Annotated in this window: 12 protein-coding genes; all 12 read right to left on the reverse strand. The window is 53.6% G+C overall.

The genetic code is table 11. From position 1 onward, the window contains the following. Positions 1–43: 43 nt before the first annotated feature. Complete coding sequence (locus Q4E93_RS15570) at positions 44–1111, reverse strand: outer membrane beta-barrel protein (RefSeq protein WP_303586698.1); 1068 nt, start codon at positions 1109–1111, stop codon at positions 44–46. A 466-nt stretch (positions 1112–1577) separates the two neighbouring features. Next, a complete protein-coding gene (locus tag Q4E93_RS15575; RefSeq protein WP_303586699.1) occupies positions 1578–3047 on the reverse strand; it encodes a glutamate synthase subunit beta in 1470 nt (489 codons plus the stop codon). Between the two features lie 128 nt (positions 3048–3175). Next, positions 3176–7690 (reverse strand): glutamate synthase large subunit, encoded by a 4515-nt coding sequence (gene gltB / locus Q4E93_RS15580; RefSeq protein ID WP_303586701.1) that lies wholly within the window; start codon positions 7688–7690, stop codon positions 3176–3178. Positions 7691–7946: 256 nt separating this feature from the next. Further along, the gene (gene ilvA / locus Q4E93_RS15585) at positions 7947–9224 is read right to left on the reverse strand and encodes a threonine ammonia-lyase (protein ID WP_303586703.1); all 1278 of its coding nucleotides are present in this window, start codon (positions 9222–9224) and stop codon (positions 7947–7949) included. Next, on the reverse strand, positions 9217–10302 hold the full coding sequence (ilvC, locus tag Q4E93_RS15590; RefSeq protein ID WP_303586706.1) for a ketol-acid reductoisomerase: 1086 nt from the start codon (positions 10300–10302) through the stop codon (positions 9217–9219). The genes ilvA and ilvC overlap by 8 nt, the downstream gene beginning before the upstream one ends. A gap of 58 nt (positions 10303–10360) precedes the next feature. After that, positions 10361–10957, reverse strand: coding sequence for an acetolactate synthase small subunit (ilvN, locus tag Q4E93_RS15595; protein ID WP_303586708.1), 597 nt, complete (start codon positions 10955–10957; stop codon positions 10361–10363). A gap of 54 nt (positions 10958–11011) precedes the next feature. Then, on the reverse strand, positions 11012–11785 hold the full coding sequence (locus Q4E93_RS15600; protein ID WP_303586710.1) for a class I SAM-dependent methyltransferase: 774 nt from the start codon (positions 11783–11785) through the stop codon (positions 11012–11014). A gap of 119 nt (positions 11786–11904) precedes the next feature. Next, positions 11905–13671, reverse strand: a complete 1767-nt coding sequence (ilvB, locus tag Q4E93_RS15605; RefSeq protein WP_303586712.1) for a biosynthetic-type acetolactate synthase large subunit — start codon at positions 13669–13671, stop codon at positions 11905–11907. A 119-nt stretch (positions 13672–13790) separates the two neighbouring features. Then, a complete protein-coding gene (gene ilvD / locus Q4E93_RS15610; protein WP_303586714.1) occupies positions 13791–15470 on the reverse strand; it encodes a dihydroxy-acid dehydratase in 1680 nt (559 codons plus the stop codon). 48 nt (positions 15471–15518) lie between these two features. Continuing rightward, complete coding sequence (locus Q4E93_RS15615; RefSeq protein WP_303586715.1) at positions 15519–16412, reverse strand: branched-chain amino acid transaminase; 894 nt, start codon at positions 16410–16412, stop codon at positions 15519–15521. A 326-nt stretch (positions 16413–16738) separates the two neighbouring features. Then, the gene (gene leuB, locus Q4E93_RS15620; RefSeq protein WP_303586716.1) at positions 16739–17854 is read right to left on the reverse strand and encodes a 3-isopropylmalate dehydrogenase; all 1116 of its coding nucleotides are present in this window, start codon (positions 17852–17854) and stop codon (positions 16739–16741) included. 33 nt (positions 17855–17887) lie between these two features. After that, on the reverse strand, positions 17888–18484 hold the full coding sequence (leuD, locus tag Q4E93_RS15625) for a 3-isopropylmalate dehydratase small subunit (protein ID WP_303586717.1): 597 nt from the start codon (positions 18482–18484) through the stop codon (positions 17888–17890). Positions 18485–18488 lie beyond the last annotated feature (4 nt).

The following is an 18488-nucleotide window of genomic DNA, read 5'->3' on the forward strand; positions in this document are numbered from 1 at the left end:
GTCAGTTGATGGAATTAGGTTTCCGATGGATGTATGATGATCGTTAGAAAGAATAGATCGCTGCGATCAGGAAACTGGCGGTACTCTTGGTACCTGTGGTTCCGTCGCTTTTCAGGAACATAGCGGTGGTATTGGCATTGTCATAGCGGAATTCCGGAATGAAAGTGAAGCCATCCACTTTGAACTGTGCGGAGAGGGTGCCAGCTATTACTTTATCGGATGCGATCTTGATATGATCCTTGTCGTGGAAATATTCTCCGCGGACGGTGAGGCCGAACCAGGGAGCCGGATCGAGGTTGACATAGAGCGCTGCACCGGACCAGGTATGGGAAGTGGCATAATCGTCAGCGGTATACTTGGAATTGTTGATGGTGCCATTAATCCCCAGGCTAAGCAGGCTGCTGAGCTTACCGGTGGCTACGAGATCATATTGATAGATCTTATTATCGGCTACGTCCTTGCCGCCTACGAAGTTGAGATAGAATTTATAGTTGTCTGTGGGAGCAAAACTATACTGGGCGATGAGGTTCTTGTTGCTTTTGCCGTTGTCCGGAATAGTGCGGAAATCGGTGGGGTTGGATACGCCGACCATGAAGCCGTGCTTTCCAAAAGTCAGATCAGCCTTCAGGCCTGTGTGGGAGAAGGGGCCGTTGGTGAACATATAAGACATGCTGTAATTCCTGTTGGCATAAGCGTCCAGGACTTCATAGCCTACGTGGGTGCCCCAGGTACCGCCTGTGAGCTTTAGCCAGGCAATGGGTGTATAGCTGATGTACAATTGTTTGATAGCTTGGGTAATACCATTGTCGTTGTAAGAAAATTCTTTTGCCCTGGGGCCAAAGCCGAGGTCGGCGACCAGGTCGACCTTTTGGGTCTTGTGCTCCAGCTTGAGGGTGGCCATGCCTAAAGTGGCCGCATTATGCGTATTGGTGAAGCTGGTCTTGTTATTGACCTGCTTGTTGAAATTATACCGGTAATATACGTCGGCGGAACCTGTGATGGATAAGACGGGGGCTGGCGCTGCCGGTTTAGCGGCTGTGTCGGCTGTTTGGGCCCAAACTGAGCATGACATGAGGGTAGCGAAAAGGGAAAACGATAGTGTCCTAAGCATTTGCTGATGGTTTTGGTGAGTAAATAAAAATGGGTCGGAATGACCAGGAAGATTGGTTCTCTGGCAGTTTTTAGTTTTGATTAATGGCTTCAATCGCTGTATACCGGTAGACAGTCCTCAAAGGAGAAAGGCGTATTGGATTATCACATTAAAAAAAATTATAAGTGATGTTTGTAATGCTAATATAGTTAAACAAAGGAGATATGGGATATGCAATATTGTATATAATAAATTGTAATATGAAATAACTAACAGTGTTAGCTCTTCTTAAAAAATTAATAATTAGTTAATTGCAGCGGTCTTTATTTTTTCTTTATAAAATTAAAAATCGAAGTTGTTCAAAAAAGGAGGGAAAATTCAGTTGTTTGTTTAAGGAATTTCGGGGGGACTTTTGCAAAATGAAAAAACCCACCCTCTCTTTTGAAAAAAGTGAGGGTGGGTAGAAGAAGGAGCTTTTATATTTTATTTACAAAGCGATGAGGCTTTGGTCTTTTCTTTCCAGCAAGGATTGTCCCATGAGGTATTCATCCACTTTACGGGCGCATTCGCGGCCTTCGCTGATGGCCCAGACCACGAGGGACTGGCCTCGCCTCATGTCTCCGGCGGTGAATACTTTGGCGATATTGGTCTGGTAGTTTTTTTCGGGGGCTTTTACATTGCCTCTTTCATCCAGTTCGACGCCCAGCTCCTGGACGAGACCTGCGTGCTGCGGGTGGACGAAGCCCATGGCGAAGAGGGCGAGCTCGCAGGGGATCTCTCTCTCGCTGCCGGGTACTTCCACGAAGTTGGCGGCGCGTCCATCGTCGGTGAGCTTCCATTCGAGGGTGACGATCTTCAGGCCTTTGAGGTTGCCTTTTCCGTCGCCTATGAATTCTTTGGTAGCTACTGCCCAGTGTCTGTCGGCTCCTTCTTCGTGGGAGGAGGAGGTTTTGAGGGTCATGGGGTAGGTGGGCCAGGGCATATGGGCGGTGCGGGCTTCCGGTGGTTTGGGCAGCAGCTCGAATTGGGTGACTGAGCGGGCCTTATGCCTGTTGGAGGTGCCGACGCAGTCGCTGCCTGTGTCGCCGCCGCCGATGACCACTACGTTCTTGCCGGTGGCCATGATGGCTTCTCCTTCGACGGGGAGCTTGCTGACGCGTTTGTTCTGTTGTTTAAGGAAGTCCATGGCGAAATGGACGCCTTTTAGTTCCCGGCCGGGGACGGGCAGATCGCGGGGGATGGTGGAGCCTCCGGCCAGGACGATGGCGTGGTATTCCCGCAGGAGGTCATTAATACTGATGTTGACGCCCACGTTGGCATTACATTTAAAGGTGATGCCTTCTTCTTCCATGAGCTTTATACGTCGGGCGACCACCCATTTTTCCAGCTTGAAGTCGGGGATGCCGTAGCGCAGCAGGCCGCCGGGTTCGTCGTCCCTTTCGAAGACGGTGACGGTGTGACCGGCTATGTTCAGCTGGTCGGCAGCGGCCAGTCCTGCGGGGCCTGATCCGACGATGGCAATTTTCTTTCCTGTCCGGGTGGCGGGTTTTTTCGCCTTGACGAGGCCGTTATCGAATGCTATTTCAATGATGTGCTTTTCAATCTCTTCTATGGCCACGGGCGGCTGGTTGATGCCCAATACGCAGCTGCTTTCGCAGGGGGCGGGGCAGATGCGGCCTGTGAACTCGGGGAAGTTGTTGGTGGAGGAGAGGATGTCGTAAGCTTCCTGCCAGCTTTGTTTATAAACGGCGTCATTGAATTCGGGGATCACGTTGCCCAGGGGGCATCCATGATGGCAAAAGGGGATGCCGCAGTTCATACAACGGGCCGCCTGCTGGTTAAGCTGCGACTCCTTATATAATGATACAAATTCCTTGTAGTCATTTTTCCGCTCCTGCACGGGGCGTTTGGAGGGTAATTCTCTGGTAAATTCCAGAAATCCGGTGGGTTTGCCCATTTCTGCTGATTTGTTTTTTTATTTCCGGCCACAGAGAACAACGGAGTGGCTGAGTCACACATGAGAGCCGACTCCGCGTTCTCAATTTCTTGTTTATCTCTCGTTGCCTCTGTGGCCGGCGGACCGATCTAGGAACGGACCGTTTGTTTATGACTTTTTTCCAGTAATACTTTTTTATAGTCCGTCGGGAACACCTTGACGAAATGCTGCAGCTGGTTTTCAAAGTCGTCCAGGACGAACTTGGCGACCGTGCTGCCTGTGTAGGCATAGTGTCGATGGATCATGTCTTTCAGCTCTGCGACGTCGTCGGCGCCTACGGGGTCCAGCTCAACCATTTCCCTGTTGCATAATGCGGAGAACTGGCTTTTTACGTCGTATACATAAGCGATCCCGCCGCTCATACCGGCGGCGAAGTTGCGGCCTGTATCACCCAGGATAACGACCCGGCCTCCTGTCATGTATTCGCAGCCGTGGTCGCCGACGCCTTCTACGACGGCTTTCACGCCTGAGTTGCGGACGGCGAACCTTTCCCCTGCCTTGCCGCGGATGAAGGCTTCACCGGAGGTGGCGCCATAGAAGGCCACGTTACCGATGATGCTGTTCTCTTCCGGTATGAAGGCGGCGTTGGGTGAAGGGTATACGATGAGCCGGGCGCCGGATAAACCTTTACCGAAGTAGTCATTGGCGTCTCCTTCGAGCTCCAGGGTGACCCCGTTGGTATTGAAAGCGCCGAAGCTTTGGCCTGCGGTGCCTGTGAATTTGAAATGCAAGGTATCTTCCGGCAGGCCGGCGGACCTGAACTTTTTAGAGATCTCGTTGGAGAGAATGGTACCGACGGTGCGGTCTGTATTCCTGATCGCAAAGGAGGCGAAGACCTTTTGCTTTTGCTGGAGCGCAGGTTGAGCTGCGTCCAGGAGCTTCCAGTCCAGCACGCCTTCCAGTCCATGGTCCTGTTCTTCCTGTTTGTGCAGGCCGGTGTACATTCCGGCGGGCTCTTTATACAGGATGGGGGAGAGGTCGAGCTTGCTATATTTCCAGTGGGCGACGTTGTCCCTTACCTGGAGACAATCTACCTGTCCTACCATTTCGTCGATGGTGCGGAATCCCAGCTCGGCCATGACCTCTCTTAGTTCCTGGGTGATGAACCTGAAGAAGTTGACCACGTGCTCTGCGTCGCCTGTGAAGCGTTTGCGCAGTTCGGGGTCTTGTGTCGCAACGCCAACGGGGCAAGTGTTCAGGTGGCATTTGCGCATCATGATGCATCCTTCCACTACGAGTGCGGTGGTGGCGAGGCCCCATTCTTCGGCGCCCAGCAGGGTAGCGATGGCGATGTCGCGGCCTGTCTTCATTTGTCCGTCTGCCTGGAGGACTACGCGGCTGCGCAATTTATTTTTTACGAGCGTCTGGTGGGATTCGGCCAGGCCGAGCTCCCAGGGCAGGCCTGCGTGCTTGATGGAGCTAACGGGTGAGGCGCCGGTGCCGCCGTCATGTCCTGAGATGAGGATGACGTCCGATTTGGCTTTTGCCACGCCCGCTGCGATGGTGCCTACGCCTGCCTTGGACACCAGCTTGACGCTGATGCGGGCGGCGCGGTTGGCGTTCTTCAGATCGAAGATCAGCTGTGCCAGGTCTTCGATGGAATAGATATCGTGGTGCGGCGGGGGGGAGATGAGTCCCACGCCGGGTGTGGAATGGCGTACTTTACCGATCCAATCGTCGACCTTGTGGCCGGGCAGCTGACCGCCTTCGCCGGGCTTGGCGCCCTGGGCCATCTTGATCTGCAGCTCGTCGGCCATGGTGAGATAGTAGCTGGTGACGCCGAAACGCGCCGATGCCACCTGTTTGATGGCCGAGCGCATGGAGTCGCCATTGGGCAGCGTCTCATAGCGCAGTTCATCCTCTCCGCCTTCGCCGGTGTTGCTTTTCCCTCCCAGCCTGTTCATCGCGATAGCCAGCGTCGAGTGGGCTTCATGGGAGATGGAGCCGAAGGACATGGCGCCTGTGGCGAATCTCCTGTATATACTCTCCGCGGGCTCCACCTCTTCCAGGGAAATGGAAGGGCGGTTGCGCTTGAACGTGAGCAGGCTTCTTAAGGTGGCGGCCTTCTCACTCTGGTCGTTCACCAGCTTGGAATATTTTTTAAACGAATTGTAATCGTTCATCCGGGTGGAATATTGCAGCAGGTGGATGGTCTGGGGGTTGAAGAGGTGGAATTCTCCTTTCCTCTTCCACTGGTAGATGCCGCCCACGGGCAGTCTTTCCACGGGGATGTCCTTGCGGCTGAAGGCAAAATAGTGCTTGGAAAGCGTTTCTTTTGCGATCTCGTCCAAGCCCATCCCTTCGATGCGGGAGGTAGCTCCCGTGAAATATTTATCCACTACGGTCCTGTTGAGGCCAATGATCTCGAAGATCTGGGCGCCCTGGTAGCTCTGCAGGGTGGAGATGCCCATCTTGGAGAAGACTTTCAGCAATCCGTCGCAGATGGCCTTGATATAGTTCTTTTTCAGCTGCTCTGCATCGAGGTCAGTCTGCAGGCGGCCAGTCAGCTTCATATCGCGGATGCTGGAGAGGGCCAGGTAGGGGTTGATAGCGGTGGCGCCGAACCCGATGAGGGCGGCGAAGTGGTGTACTTCCCATACGTCACCGGCTTCCACGATGATGCCTACCTGTCCACGATAGCCTTTACGGATGAGGTGGTGGTGTACGGCCGAGGCGGCGAGCAGGGAAGGTATGGGCGCGTGGTCGGAGTCGATAGCCCTGTCCGTCAGGATCAGCACTTCGAACCCATCTTCGACGGCGTCTACGGCGTACCGGCAGAGGCGATCCAGGCCCTTTTGAAGGGAGCCGGGTTTTCCGTCGGCCCTGAAATAGGTCTGCAGGGTCTTGGCCTGGAACACGCCGGTGTCGATGCTGCGGATCTTTTCCAGCTCATGGTTGCTCAGCACGGGGTGTTTGAGCGCAACGCTATGACAGGCCAGGGGGTCTTCTTCCAGCAGGTTGGCATTGCCGCCTACGAAGCTGGCGAGGGACATGACGAGTCTTTCGCGAATGGGGTCGATGGGTGGATTTGTCACCTGGGCGAAAAGCTGCTTGAAGTAGCTGCTGAGGTGCTGGGGCTGATCGCTCAGCACTGCCAGGGGGACGTCGGTGCCCATGGACCCGATGGGTTCCTTTCCATCCAGCGCCATGGGCGCGATGAGGGTATCCAGGTCTTCGGTGGAATAGCCGAAGGCTTTTTGGTATTTGAAGATCTGCTCGTGCTCCAGGTGTGTGAAGAGCACTCTGGGCTCTGGTAATTCTTCCAGCCTGATCTTGTATTTGTTGAGCCATTCGGCGTAGGGCTTTTGGGAGCAGATGGCGCTTTTCAGCTCGTCATCGCTGATGATGCGTTCCTGTTCCAGGTCGACTACGAACATCTTACCTGGCTGCAGTCTGCCTTTCTCTTTCACCAGCCGGGGATCCACGGGGAGGGCGCCTGTTTCGGAGGCCATGATCACGCGATCGTCGGTGGTTACGCAGTAGCGGGAGGGGCGGAGGCCGTTGCGGTCAAGGGTGGCGCCGATGATCTTTCCATCCGTAAAGGAAATGGAGGCGGGACCGTCCCATGGTTCCATGATGGAGGCGTGGAACTCGTAGAAAGCTTTTTTCACCGGGTCCATCTGCTCATTGCCGTCCCATGCTTCGGGGATCAGCATCATCATGACGTGGGGGAGGCTGCGGCCGCAAAGGGACAGCAGCTCGATGACATTATCCAGGCAGGCGGAGTCGGACTGGCCTTCTGCGATGATGGGCAGCAGCATGTCCATTTCCTCCTTTGTAAAGTAGGGTGTGGTGAAGGCTTTTTCACCTGTTTTCAACCAATTGAGGTTGCCCTGGAGGGTATTGATCTCCCCGTTGTGCGCGATGAACCGGAATGGCTGAGCCAGTTTCCAGGAGGGGAAGGTATTGGTGGCAAAGCGGGAGTGGACCAGGCCAAAGGCGGAAACCAGCCGCTTGTTGCTGAGGTCGGGAAAGTAATGGCGTACCTGGCTGCTGGTGAGCTGACCTTTGTAGACCACGGTCTTATAGGAAAGGGAAGCCACGTAGAAGCCGATGGCGTCCTTTTTGATCGTATTGTTGATGGTGTTGCTGGCATAGTTACGCAGCAGAAAGAGCTTCCTTTCGAAGGCTTCGGGGTCCTTGATATGGTCGGGGCAGGCGATGAAAACCTGTTCCATTTCCGGCTCAACGGAAAGGGCTGTCGGGCCGATGCCTTCGGGATTAACGAGCACTTTTCTATAGCCCAGGATCTCCAGGCCCAGCTTTTCGGCGGAGCGGGAGAAGATATCCCGGCATTCTTCTTTCAGGCGGATGTCGCGGGGGAAGAACAGCATGCCTACGCCATATTTACCATATGGAGGCAGATGAATGCCCAGCTTTACGCATTCGTCAAAGAAGAATTCGTGCGGGGTCTGGATCATGATACCCGCACCGTCGCCCGTATTGTTCTCACAACCGCATGCTCCGCGGTGCTCCATGTTCTCCAGGATTGTCAGCGCGTCCGAAATGATCTGGTGGGATTTGTTGCTCTTGATGTTAGCCACGAAGCCGATACCACACGCATCACGCTCAAACTCAGGAGAATATAAACCTTTGCTTACCATACGCAATTAATAGATTAGACTTTTTTCAATTTTTATTAAGAATCTTAGATAATAATCTAAGAAGGATAGCAAGCAATCGAATAAAATTACGTAAAAATTCCTATTAAATTAAATATTCGTTAATTATTGTTTTTCACAGGGATAGAAGATTTATACACAGGATCTTCTGACAAATATCAGGTTTAGCAAGGATTGGAGGGGTGGGTTTTTCTAACAAAGGATGAGGCGGCTCATAGGATCGGAGGGATCGACGGACCTATACTAGATAGCTGAACAGCGTGTCATTCTTGTTCAGCTCCGTATAGGATACATTGTACCTCTCCATGTTGTTCAAAAGGGTCCGATAATCTTCTTTGTTGGTCAGCTCGACGCCTACCAGGGCGGGGGCTGTGTCTTTGTTGTGTTTTTGCATGTACTCGAAGCGGGTGATATCGTCGCCGGGTCCCAGGACATGGTTGACAAATTCTTTCAGCGCTCCCGGGCGTTGGGAGAAGCTGATCAGGAAATAGTGTTTCAGCCCTTCATACTGGAGGGACCTTTCCTTGATCTCCTGCATGCGATCGATGTCGTTGTTGCTACCGCTGACGATACAGACGACGGTCTTGCCTTTGATGGCGTCGGCATAGTCGTCCAGGGCCGCGATGCTGAGGGCGCCCGCCGGTTCGACGACGATGGCGTCTTCGTTATACAGCCGCAGGATGGTGGAGCATGCTTTTCCTTCCGGTACGAGGTGCATATCATCCAGCACTTCCCGGCAGATGGAGAAGGTGAGGTCGCCTACTCTTTTTACGGCGGCTCCGTCGACAAAGCGTTCGATGCTGCCGAGGGTTACCGGGTGACCTGCTTTGAGGGCCTCCGTCATGGAGGGAGCGCCTTCCGGCTCCAGGCCGATGATCTTCGTGCGGGGCGAGTATGTTTTGAAGAAAGTACCTACTCCGGAGGCAAGTCCTCCACCGCCAACGGGTACGAAGAGATAGTCTACTTCGGGCTCATCTTCCAGGATCTCTACGGCCACGGTACCCTGTCCTTCGATGATCTTTGGATCTTCGAAAGGGGGGATGAAGGTCATGCCGTTGGATCCGGTGTATTCCCGGGCGGCTACGGCGCAGTCGTCGAAGGTGTCACCTGTGAGGACGATCTCGATATTACCCTCTCCGAACATCCTGGTCTGTGTGACCTTTTGTTTGGGGGTAATGCTGGGCATGAATACCACGCCTTTTACTCCCAGCTTGCGGCAGGAGTAGGCAAAGCCCTGTGCATGATTGCCTGCGCTGGCGCATACCACGCCTTTTTGCAATTGCGCGGCGGGCAGGCTGACCATCATGTTATAGGCTCCCCTTAACTTATAGGAACGTACGACCTGCAGGTCTTCTCTTTTGAGCAGGACCCGGCAGCCGTATTTCCGGGAGAGGTTGTGATTATAGCTCAGGGGAGTCCTGGTGACTACTTTCTTTAATCTACCGGCGGCTGCGTGGAAGTCTAATTCCGGCGCCCCTGCTGGGGGCGCCGGGGGAAAAGATAACAAATTATGCATTTACTGCTTCCTTCGATTGTTTTTGTGGTGCGGCCTGATTTTCGGGGCGGAGACTTCTTACGGTCTTGCCTGCCTGCCACAGTTCGCTTTCGCGTAATTCTTTCAGCTCGGCTTCCAGCTTTTCGCGGTAGTCGGGCTGGCTATTGGAGTCGATGGACCGTTGAGATTCCTTACCTGCGGCTACGCTTTCGTACAGCTCGGTGAAGACGGGGAGGGTAGCATCGCGGAACTTCTTCCACCAGTCCAGTGCGCCTCTTTGTGCGGTGGTAGAGCAGTTGGCATACATCCAGTCCATGCCGTTCTCTGCCACCAGGGGCATGAGGGATTGGGTCAGCTCTTCCACTGTCTCGTTGAAAGCTTCGGAAGGGGTGTGTCCTTTTTTACGTAATACTTCATATTGAGCGGCGAAGATCCCCTGAATGGCGCCCATCAACGTACCGCGTTCGCCTGTCAGGTCACTGAATACTTCTTTGCGGAAGTCTGTTTCGAACAGGTAGCCACTGCCGACGGCGATGCCCAGGGCGATGACGCGTTCTTTGGCTTTTCCTGTTGCGTCCTGGAAGATGGCGTAGCTGCTGTTGAGCCCGCGACCCTGGAGAAACATTCTTCTCAGGGAAGTGCCTGAACCTTTCGGGGCCACCAGGAATACGTCCACGTCTTTGGGAGGAACGATCCCTGTCTGTTCGTTGAAGGTGATGCCGAAGCCGTGGGAGAAATACAAAGCTTTACCGGGTGTCAGGTGTTTTTTCACCGTGGGCCACAGCTGGATCTGGGCCGCATCGCTCAGCAGGTAGCAGATGATGGTGCCTTTTTCCAATGCTTCTTCGATATCGAACAGGGTCTGGCCGGGAACGAAACCGTCTTTTACCGCCTTATCCCATGACTTGGAATTTTTCCGCTGGCCTACGATCACGTTGATACCGTTATCTTTTTGATTCAGCGACTGACCGGGTCCCTGGACGCCATAGCCGATGACGGCTACTACTTCATTTTTCAAAACCTGCTGGGCTTTGGCGAGGGGGAATTCTTCTCTTGTTACTACATTTTCTTCCACGCCGCCGAAATTTAATTTTGCCATGTTATTTCTGTTTTTTTGGGATGTGATATTTTTTTTTATTGAATAATGGGTTGGTTTGTTACATCGTGAATACTTCGTCCTGTTTGTCGAGGAATTCGTTCTCGACGACCTCTTCGCTGGGCTCCGTCGATTCAAATTCTTTCAGCTTTTCGTGGAAGCCGTGGCTGTCCTTGATGATGGCGATGCGGGCGCTTCTTACGAACTCGATGAGGCCATAAGGTTCCAGCACCTCCACCAGCTTGTCCGTCTCTTCCCTTTGTCCTGTCGTTTCGAAGACGGTGTAGTCCTTCCGGATCACTACGGCACGAGCCCCGTATTCGCGCAACAGCCGTTCGACCTTTACTTTCTCGGCTATTTCCTCGGTGGATACTTTATAGAGGGCCATTTCCTGCCAGATGATCTCTTCATTCGTGTTGTAGTAGGCTTTCAGGATATCTACCTGTTTTTCTATCTGGCGGCAGAGCTTTCTTACCACTTCCTCCGTTTCGTTGATGACGATGGTGAAACGGTGGATGCCTTCCACTTCGGAGGGAGAGGTGTTCAGGCTCTCGACGTTGATCTTACGGCGGGAGAACAGGATGGCGATGCGGTTAAGCAGGCCGATCTGGTTTTCCGTGTAGACGGTGATGGTGTATTGCTGCTTATTTGGATTCATATTTTTGAGCTGCAAGCTGCGAGCCTCAAGCTGCAAGCCTGACTTTTTAGGTGTTTATTGTTTGATTGCTTCTATTCTCAGTCTTTTATAGTTGCCGTACCATTTGTGGTTGCGGTAGTTCGTGGGTTTTACCGCTGCCTGGATCTCTTCGAGCACGGGGTCGATATCCTGTTCGGGAATATTCTTAAAAAAAGCGTTGCCGAACATTCTTATCCAGTCCTTGATGCCATTTTCCGTATCCTGCAGTTCCGTCGGCCTGTCGAAATGGGAGGCATAGTTGATCCGATAGCCTTTCCTTTCCAGCAGGGAGGTGTATTCCCCCAGGGAGGGGAAGTACCACAGCTGTTGCGTTGCGTTGTGATAGTATCCGTGCCTGGTGAGGACTTTACGGGTATTGACCACGATGTCTTCCACGTTGCCTTTTCCGCCCATTTCCAATACCAGGCGACCGCCGGGGCGCAGGTGATGGGTGATGCAGTCGATGGCCGCCTCTTTATCCAGCACCCAGTGCAGGACCGCATTCGAAAATACGGCGTCGAAGAGCTGGTTGAACTGGAAGTCCGTGGCGTTCATGACACGGAAGTCGATGTCCGGAAAGATAGCGGAGGCCTTTTCTATCATGGGCGCGGAGCTATCGATGCCTATCACCCGTGCACCTGTGAGGGAGATCTGGTGGGTCAGGTGTCCTGTGCCGCAGCCCAGGTCCAGGATCCTTTCACCTGCCTGCGGGGCCAGCATGCTGATGAGGTCCTCGCCATATTTGAAGACAAACGAGTGTTTGTCGTCGTAGAGGCTGGCATTCCATTTTATCGTTGGCGTCCTGGACATTTGATAGCGTCAAGCTGTCAGCTGCAAGCTGCAAGCTTGGTTTTATTAGGTGTTTAATGTTTATTTAAGTCCGGCTTGTAGCTTGAAGCTTGTCGCTTGCAGCTATAAAGCCGAAGGCTTTATTTAAGTCTGATCTCACTAACGCTGCAACCCTGCGGCACCATTGGGAATACATTGTTCTCTTTACCTACGAAAACTTCCAGCAGGTAGGATCCTTTATGGTCGAGCATGGCCTTTATCGCATTCGGGAGGTCTTCTCTTTTTTCGATGCTTTGTCCGGCGATGCCATAGCCTTTTGCCACCATGACGAAGTCGGGGCTGGCGATGTCCACGAAAGAGTAGCGTTTGTCGTTGAAGAGCTGCTGCCACTGGCGTACCATGCCCAGGAAGCGGTTGTTCAGGATCAGGATCTTTACATCTAATTCACTTTGCATGATGGTGCCCAGTTCCTGGAGGGTCATCTGGAAGCTACCATCGCCGCAGATGGCGACGACCGTACGATCGGGAGCCCCGAATTTTGCGCCGATGGCAGCCGGAAGGCCGAAGCCCATGGTGCCGAGGCCGCCGGAAGTAACGTTGCTGCGGGACTGTTTGAATTCGGCATAGCGGCAGGCTACCATCTGGTGCTGACCTACGTCCGTGACGATGACGGCGTCGCCGTCGGTGAACTGGTTGAGCACTTTTATTACCTCTCCCATCGTCATTTGTTCGGTGGTGGGGTTGAGCTCTTCCTTAATGACGGCGTCCACTTCTTCTTTATAATAGTCTTTGAACCTTTTCAGCCATTCGGGATATGTCTTTTTTTCGACCAGTTCTGTCAGCAGGGGGAGGGTCTCTTTACAGTCGCCCCACACCGGGATGGTCGATTTTACATTCTTGTCGATCTCGGCGGGATCGATGTCCAGGTGGACGACCTGTGCCTGTTTGGCATATTTATCCAGGCGTCCCGTCACGCGATCGTCGAAGCGCATGCCGATGGCGATGAGGACGTCGCATTCATTGGTGAGGACATTGGGACCATAGTTGCCGTGCATACCCAGCATGCCCACGTTGAGCGGGTGGTCCGTGGACAGGGCGCTGAGGCCCAATAATGTCCAGGCTGCGGGGATGCCGCTCTTTTCAACGAAGGCCTGGAATTCCTTTTCGGCCTTGCCGAGGATAACGCCTTGTCCGAAGAGGATGAAGGGGCGTTGGGCCTGGTTGATGAGTTGGGCTGCCTTTTCGATGTATTCCTTGCGTACGATGGGTTTGGGGCGGTAGCTGCGGATATGGCTGCATTTCTTATACCCTTCGTAGCTGAATTTCTGGATCTGTGCGTTCTTCGTGATATCGATGAGGACAGGGCCGGGGCGTCCGCTGCCGGCGATATAAAATGCTTTGGCCAATACAGCAGGGATCTCCGTCGCGTCCGTCACCTGATAATTCCATTTGGTGATGGGGGTGGTGATGTTGATGACATCCGTCTCCTGAAAGGCGTCGGTGCCCAAGAGGTGGGCGAAGACCTGGCCGGTGATACATACCAGGGGAGTGCTGTCGATCATGGCGTCTGCAAGACCAGTGACCAGGTTAGTAGCCCCCGGGCCGCTGGTGGCGAATACGACGCCTGTCCTACCGGAAGTACGGGCATAACCCTGTGCAGCGTGTATGCCACCCTGTTCGTGCCGGACGAGGATGTGCTTCAGCTTCTCCTGGTAGTCGTACAGGGCGTCATAGATAGGCATGATGGCGCCGCCGGGGTAACCGAAGATCGTGTCTACGCCTTCTTCCAGGAAAGCTTCCAGGACGGCGGCCGAGCCGTTGATCTCCCGGGGTGCGGGGGCTTTGCTTTTGGAAGCCGCCTTGGGCTTTGATGGAGTGGGTACGGGTGTTGTTGTTGCGTTGCTCATAAAATAATTTTAAAAATTCTGTTCAATTTCAAAGCGGACCACGGGTTCGCTGCCCGAAGGGCCATCATTAGCGGATATTGCGCCGGGGGTATTTTTCCGCGGACCCCCGAGGCGCAATATCAAAATTCATCGGTTACACATCCTTCGGCTGCGTTCTTTACCTGTCTGGCATATTTGTAAAGGATGCCTTTCGTCGCTTTCAGCGGCGGTTGCTGCCATGCCGCTTTGCGTTTGGCCAATTCTTCAGGCGCTACTTTCAGGGTGATGGTATTCTTTGTGGCGTCCAGCTCTATGATGTCATCGTCATGGACCAGGGCGATGGCGCCTCCTTCATAGGCTTCGGGAGTGATGTGTCCTACGACGAAGCCGTGGGTGCCGCCGCTGAACCGGCCGTCGGTGATGAGGGCGATGCTTTTTCCCAGGCCGGCGCCGATGAGGGCGGAGGTGGGTTTCAGCATTTCAGGCATGCCGGGGGCGCCTTTGGGGCCTACGTGGCGGATGACCACTACGTCGCCTGCTTTTATCTTTCCGGTGTTGATACCATTGATCAGTTGATGTTCTCCGTCGAAGACTCTCGCGGGGCCTTCGAACCTTTCCCCTTCTTTACCGCTGATCTTGGCTACGCTGCCGCCTTCTGCGAGGTTGCCGTAGAGGATCTGCAGGTGGCCGGTGGCTTTGATGGGTTTTTCCAGCGGGTAGATGATGTCCTGTGTTGTAAAATCGATGGCGGGGATGTCTGCGAGATTTTCGGCCAGTGTCTTACCTGTGACGGTGAGGCAATCTCCGTGCAGCAATCCTTTTTCCAGGAGATACTTCATCACGGCGGGGATGCCTCCGTGCTCGTGCAGGTCCTGCATGAGATATTTGCCACTGGGCTTGAAGTCGGCCAGTACGGGTATCTTATCGCTGATGGTCTGGAAGTCGTCCTGGGACAGGGGAACGTCGACGCTGCGGGCGATGGCCAGTAGATGCAGGACCGCGTTGGTGCTGCCACCCAGGACCATGATGGTGGTGATGGCGTTCTCGAAGGCCTTGCGGGTCATGATATCCTTTGGCTTGATGTCTTTTTCCAGCAGGACGAGGATGGCTTTGCCGGCATCGTAGCATTCTTTCTTTTTGTCTTCGCTGAGTGCGGGATTGGAGGAGGAATAGGGGAGGCTCATGCCCAGCGCTTCGGCTGCTGCGGCCATGGTATTGGCCGTGTACATGCCTCCGCAGGCGCCCGCTCCCGGGCAGGAGTTCATTACGATGCCTTTGAAGTCGGCATCGCTCAGTTTGCCGGCGATCTTTTGCCCCAGGGCTTCGAAGGAGGAGACGATGTTAAGGTCCTGACCTTTATAATGTCCGGGGGCGATGGTACCGCCATAGACCATGATGGAGGGCCTGTTAAGCCGGCCCATGGCCATCAGTGATCCCGGCATGTTCTTGTCGCAGCCGGGCAGGGCGATGAGCGCGTCATAGTATTGAGCGCCGCAGACTGCCTCGATGGAGTCGGCGATGATGTCGCGGCTGACCAGGGAGAAGCGCATGCCGTCGGTGCCGTTGCTCATGCCGTCGCTGACGCCGATGGTATGGAAGATGAGCCCTACCAGATCATTGTCCCACACCCCTTCTTTTACCACTTTTGCCAGGTCGTTGAGGTGCATGTTGCAGGTGTTGCCGTCGTAGCCCATGCTGGCGATGCCCACCTGCGCTTTTTTGAGATCGTCGTCTGTCAATCCAATGCCATACAACATGGCCTGTGCGGCCGGTTGCGTCGGGTCCTGTGTGAGTGTCTTGCTGTATTTGTTAAGTTCCATTTCTTTTTAGCTACAAGCTACAAGCTGCAAGCTTCAAGCTTGGTTTTTTTATGCTGTTGTTAATTGATCTTGTTTTTCTATGACCAGGTCTTTATAGGTCTGTTGAATTTTACGGCCGAGGGTATCTTTCCAGGGGACGGGGAATTTCGTGTCGTCGATGGATTCCCAGCCTATGACCTCTGCCGCGGTGCCGCAGAAGAAGGCAGCGTCTGCCGATCTCAGCTGGCGGATGGTGAACTGGCCTTCTTCGACGGGTATGCCGAGCTCGCTGCATATTTCGAGGACCGTTGCTCTTGTGATACCGGGGAGGATGTTGCCTTTTTCCGGTGTGAAGAGCCTGCCATCCTTTTCGAAGAACATATTTGCGCCCGGTCCTTCGGCGATGTTGCCATTCATATCCGTGAGGAGGGCTTCGTCGAAGCCTTTCCCTTTGGCTTCCTGGCTGGCCAGGATGGAGTTGACGTAGTGACCGGATGCCTTTGCTTCTATTTTAAAACCTTTAGGGTTAGGGCGTTGGAAAGAGGATGTCATGACCTTGAGCAGCTTCTCGCCCAGGAAGGGAGCCATCTCCCAGGTCTGGATAACCGTAAAGGATTCCGTGTTGGGGTTGAAGCTCATATTGGCGGGCCCGTATACGACGGGGCGGATATAAGCGTCCTGGAGGTGATTCTTTTCGAGAATATCGTAAGTGGCTTTGATGAGGGTATCTGCGTCGTAGGTGTAAGGCATATTCAATGCTTCGGCGGACCTGCGGAGCCGATGGTAATGTTCTTCGGCCTTAAAGATCTTCGTGGCGCCTGCGGCGGTGCGATAGGATCGGATGCCTTCGAAGACGGCGTAGCCGTAGTGAAGGGACTGACCATAGAGATCAGTTTTGGCTTCCGAAGCCTTTAATATCCTGCCGTCCTGCCAGAGAACGGTGTGTTCATTGTAGTATGCCATAATCATTTGTTTTAAGAGTTGACGAGTCGTGATAAAACAAGAAACCCGCCTTTTGGAGGCGGGTCGCTGGTATTTTTAGTTTGTATTATTTACATTACCACCCTCCTCCCTGGATCGCAGGAATAATAATCACCACCACCACCACTACTATGGAGGTTAGCCGGGAGATAACATTATTTAGACTGCGCTGGGCCATGAAGGATGTATTCTTACCACGAATATACTTCCGCCATTCCAATAAACAAAGAACTTTTTTTTTAGCTACAAGCTTCAAGCTGCAAGCTGCAAGCGTTTATTTAGGTCTTCTTGCGGCTTGTGGCTTGCAGCTATATGATCGTCGACTTCCGCAACTCGATATTCTCTCTGTGGATGTCGCCTGGTATTTTGCCGCCCACGTAATCGCTGATCAGCTCGCCGATGGTGGACGTGAAATAGAAATTCACCGGATCGATGTCTTTGGTGACGAAGCTATTCTGCAGCGTCCAGTTGGCGGCCTCTCTTACTCTGCCGGCCTCTTTGTGCAGGCCGAAGTGGTCCAGCAGCATAGCGGCGGAGAGGATACTTCCCAGGGGGTTGGCGATGTCTTTGCCTGTGGCCTGGGGGTATGATCCGTGGATGGGTTCGAAAAGGGCGGCACCTTTACCGATGGAAGCGGAGGGGAGCAGGCCCAGTGAACCGCTGATGACGCTGGCTTCATCGCTGAGGATATCCCCGAACATATTTTCCGTGAGGATCACGTCAAATTGTTTCGGGTTGAGAATGATCTGCATGGCGGCATTGTCCACGAAGAGGAAATCGACCTTTACGTCGCTGTATTGTCTGGCGATGTCCTGTACGACCTTTCGCCACAGGCGGGAGGTTTCCAGTACGTTGGCCTTGTCCACGAGGGTCAGTCTTTTTCTGCGCTGCTGGGCCTGGCGGAAGGCTAGGTGTGCGATGCGCTCGATCTCTTCGCGGGTGTAGGTGCAATCGTCCATGGCCTGGTTGCCGTCGGCGGATGTCTCTTTCTTGCCGAAATAAATGCCGCCCGTCAGTTCGCGAAAAATGATGAAGTCCACGTCTTCAAGGATCTTTGCCTTGAGGGGGGACAAATGTTGTAAGGCCGGATAGGTGGTCACCGGCCTGATATTGGCAAACAATTGTAATGACTTCCTTAGTTTGAGCAAACCTTGCTCGGGCCGCACTTTTGCGGAGGGATCATTGTCGTATTTCGGGTGGCCGATGGCGCCGAAGAGGATGGCATCGCTGTTGAGGGCTGCTTCGATGGTCTCATCGGGCAGGGGGGTACCGGTCTTGTCGATGGCGTCGGCTCCCATCAGGCAATACTTATAGGTGAATTCGTGCCCACCGTGCTCGGCGACGGCGTTCAGCACTTTGACGGCTTGCCGGGTGACTTCGGGCCCGATGCCGTCTCCTTCTATGACAACGATGTTCTTCTGCATACAATCAGGGTTTGGGTATGGGTTTAATGATATTTATGCGTGCCTATTTTCAAAAGTTTCAATTTCATCCCGGATGCTGAGCAAATAGTCAATGTCGTCATAACCGTTCAGCAGGCAGGTCTTTTTATAATTGTTGATTTCAAATCTTTCTTTGCGGCCCGTGGGTTCCAGGGTAATGGTCTGGTCGGGCAGGTTGATCGTGATGAGCGCAGACGGATTGTTCTTTATGGCGCTGAAAATTTCTTTGAGCAGTCCTTCACTGACAGTGACGGGCAGAAGGAAATTATTCAGGGCGTTGTTCTTAAAGATGTCGGCGAAGAAGCTGCTGATCACGACGTCAAAACCTGCATCTTTGATGGCCCATGCGGCATGCTCGCGACTGGACCCGCAGCCGAAGTTCTTGCCGGCCACGAGGATCTTCCCTTGATAAGCAGGATCGTTCAATGCAAATTCTTTTTTCGGGCTGCCGTCGCTGTTGTAGCGCCAGTCGCGGAATAAGTTTTCACCGAACCCATCACGGCTGGTGGCTTTCAGGAAGCGGGCAGGGATGATCTGGTCGGTGTCCACGTTCTCCATATCAACCGGGACGGCGGTGGTACTGACGATATGTATGGATTGGTTGCTCATCATTTCT

It is taken from the genome of Flavitalea plasmicola, assembly GCF_030546645.1.
Lineage (GTDB): Bacteria > Bacteroidota > Bacteroidia > Chitinophagales > Chitinophagaceae > Puia.

What these genes read in the sequence shown, in the direction of transcription:
- leuD (WP_303586717.1), bottom strand. Translation starts at nt 18,484, where the DNA reads ATGATGAGCAACCAATCCATACATATCGTCAGTACCACCGCCGTCCCG.
- leuB (WP_303586716.1), bottom strand. Translation starts at nt 17,854, where the DNA reads ATGCAGAAGAACATCGTTGTCATAGAAGGAGACGGCATCGGGCCCGAA.
- Q4E93_RS15570 (WP_303586698.1), bottom strand. Translation starts at nt 1,111, where the DNA reads ATGCTTAGGACACTATCGTTTTCCCTTTTCGCTACCCTCATGTCATGC.
- ilvN (WP_303586708.1), bottom strand. Translation starts at nt 10,957, where the DNA reads ATGAATCCAAATAAGCAGCAATACACCATCACCGTCTACACGGAAAAC.
- ilvB (WP_303586712.1), bottom strand. Translation starts at nt 13,671, where the DNA reads ATGAGCAACGCAACAACAACACCCGTACCCACTCCATCAAAGCCCAAG.
- Q4E93_RS15600 (WP_303586710.1), bottom strand. Translation starts at nt 11,785, where the DNA reads ATGTCCAGGACGCCAACGATAAAATGGAATGCCAGCCTCTACGACGAC.
- ilvC (WP_303586706.1), bottom strand. Translation starts at nt 10,302, where the DNA reads ATGGCAAAATTAAATTTCGGCGGCGTGGAAGAAAATGTAGTAACAAGA.
- ilvD (WP_303586714.1), bottom strand. Translation starts at nt 15,470, where the DNA reads ATGGAACTTAACAAATACAGCAAGACACTCACACAGGACCCGACGCAA.
- gltB (WP_303586701.1), bottom strand. Translation starts at nt 7,690, where the DNA reads ATGGTAAGCAAAGGTTTATATTCTCCTGAGTTTGAGCGTGATGCGTGT.
- Q4E93_RS15575 (WP_303586699.1), bottom strand. Translation starts at nt 3,047, where the DNA reads ATGGGCAAACCCACCGGATTTCTGGAATTTACCAGAGAATTACCCTCC.
- Q4E93_RS15615 (WP_303586715.1), bottom strand. Translation starts at nt 16,412, where the DNA reads ATGGCATACTACAATGAACACACCGTTCTCTGGCAGGACGGCAGGATA.
- ilvA (WP_303586703.1), bottom strand. Translation starts at nt 9,224, where the DNA reads ATGCATAATTTGTTATCTTTTCCCCCGGCGCCCCCAGCAGGGGCGCCG.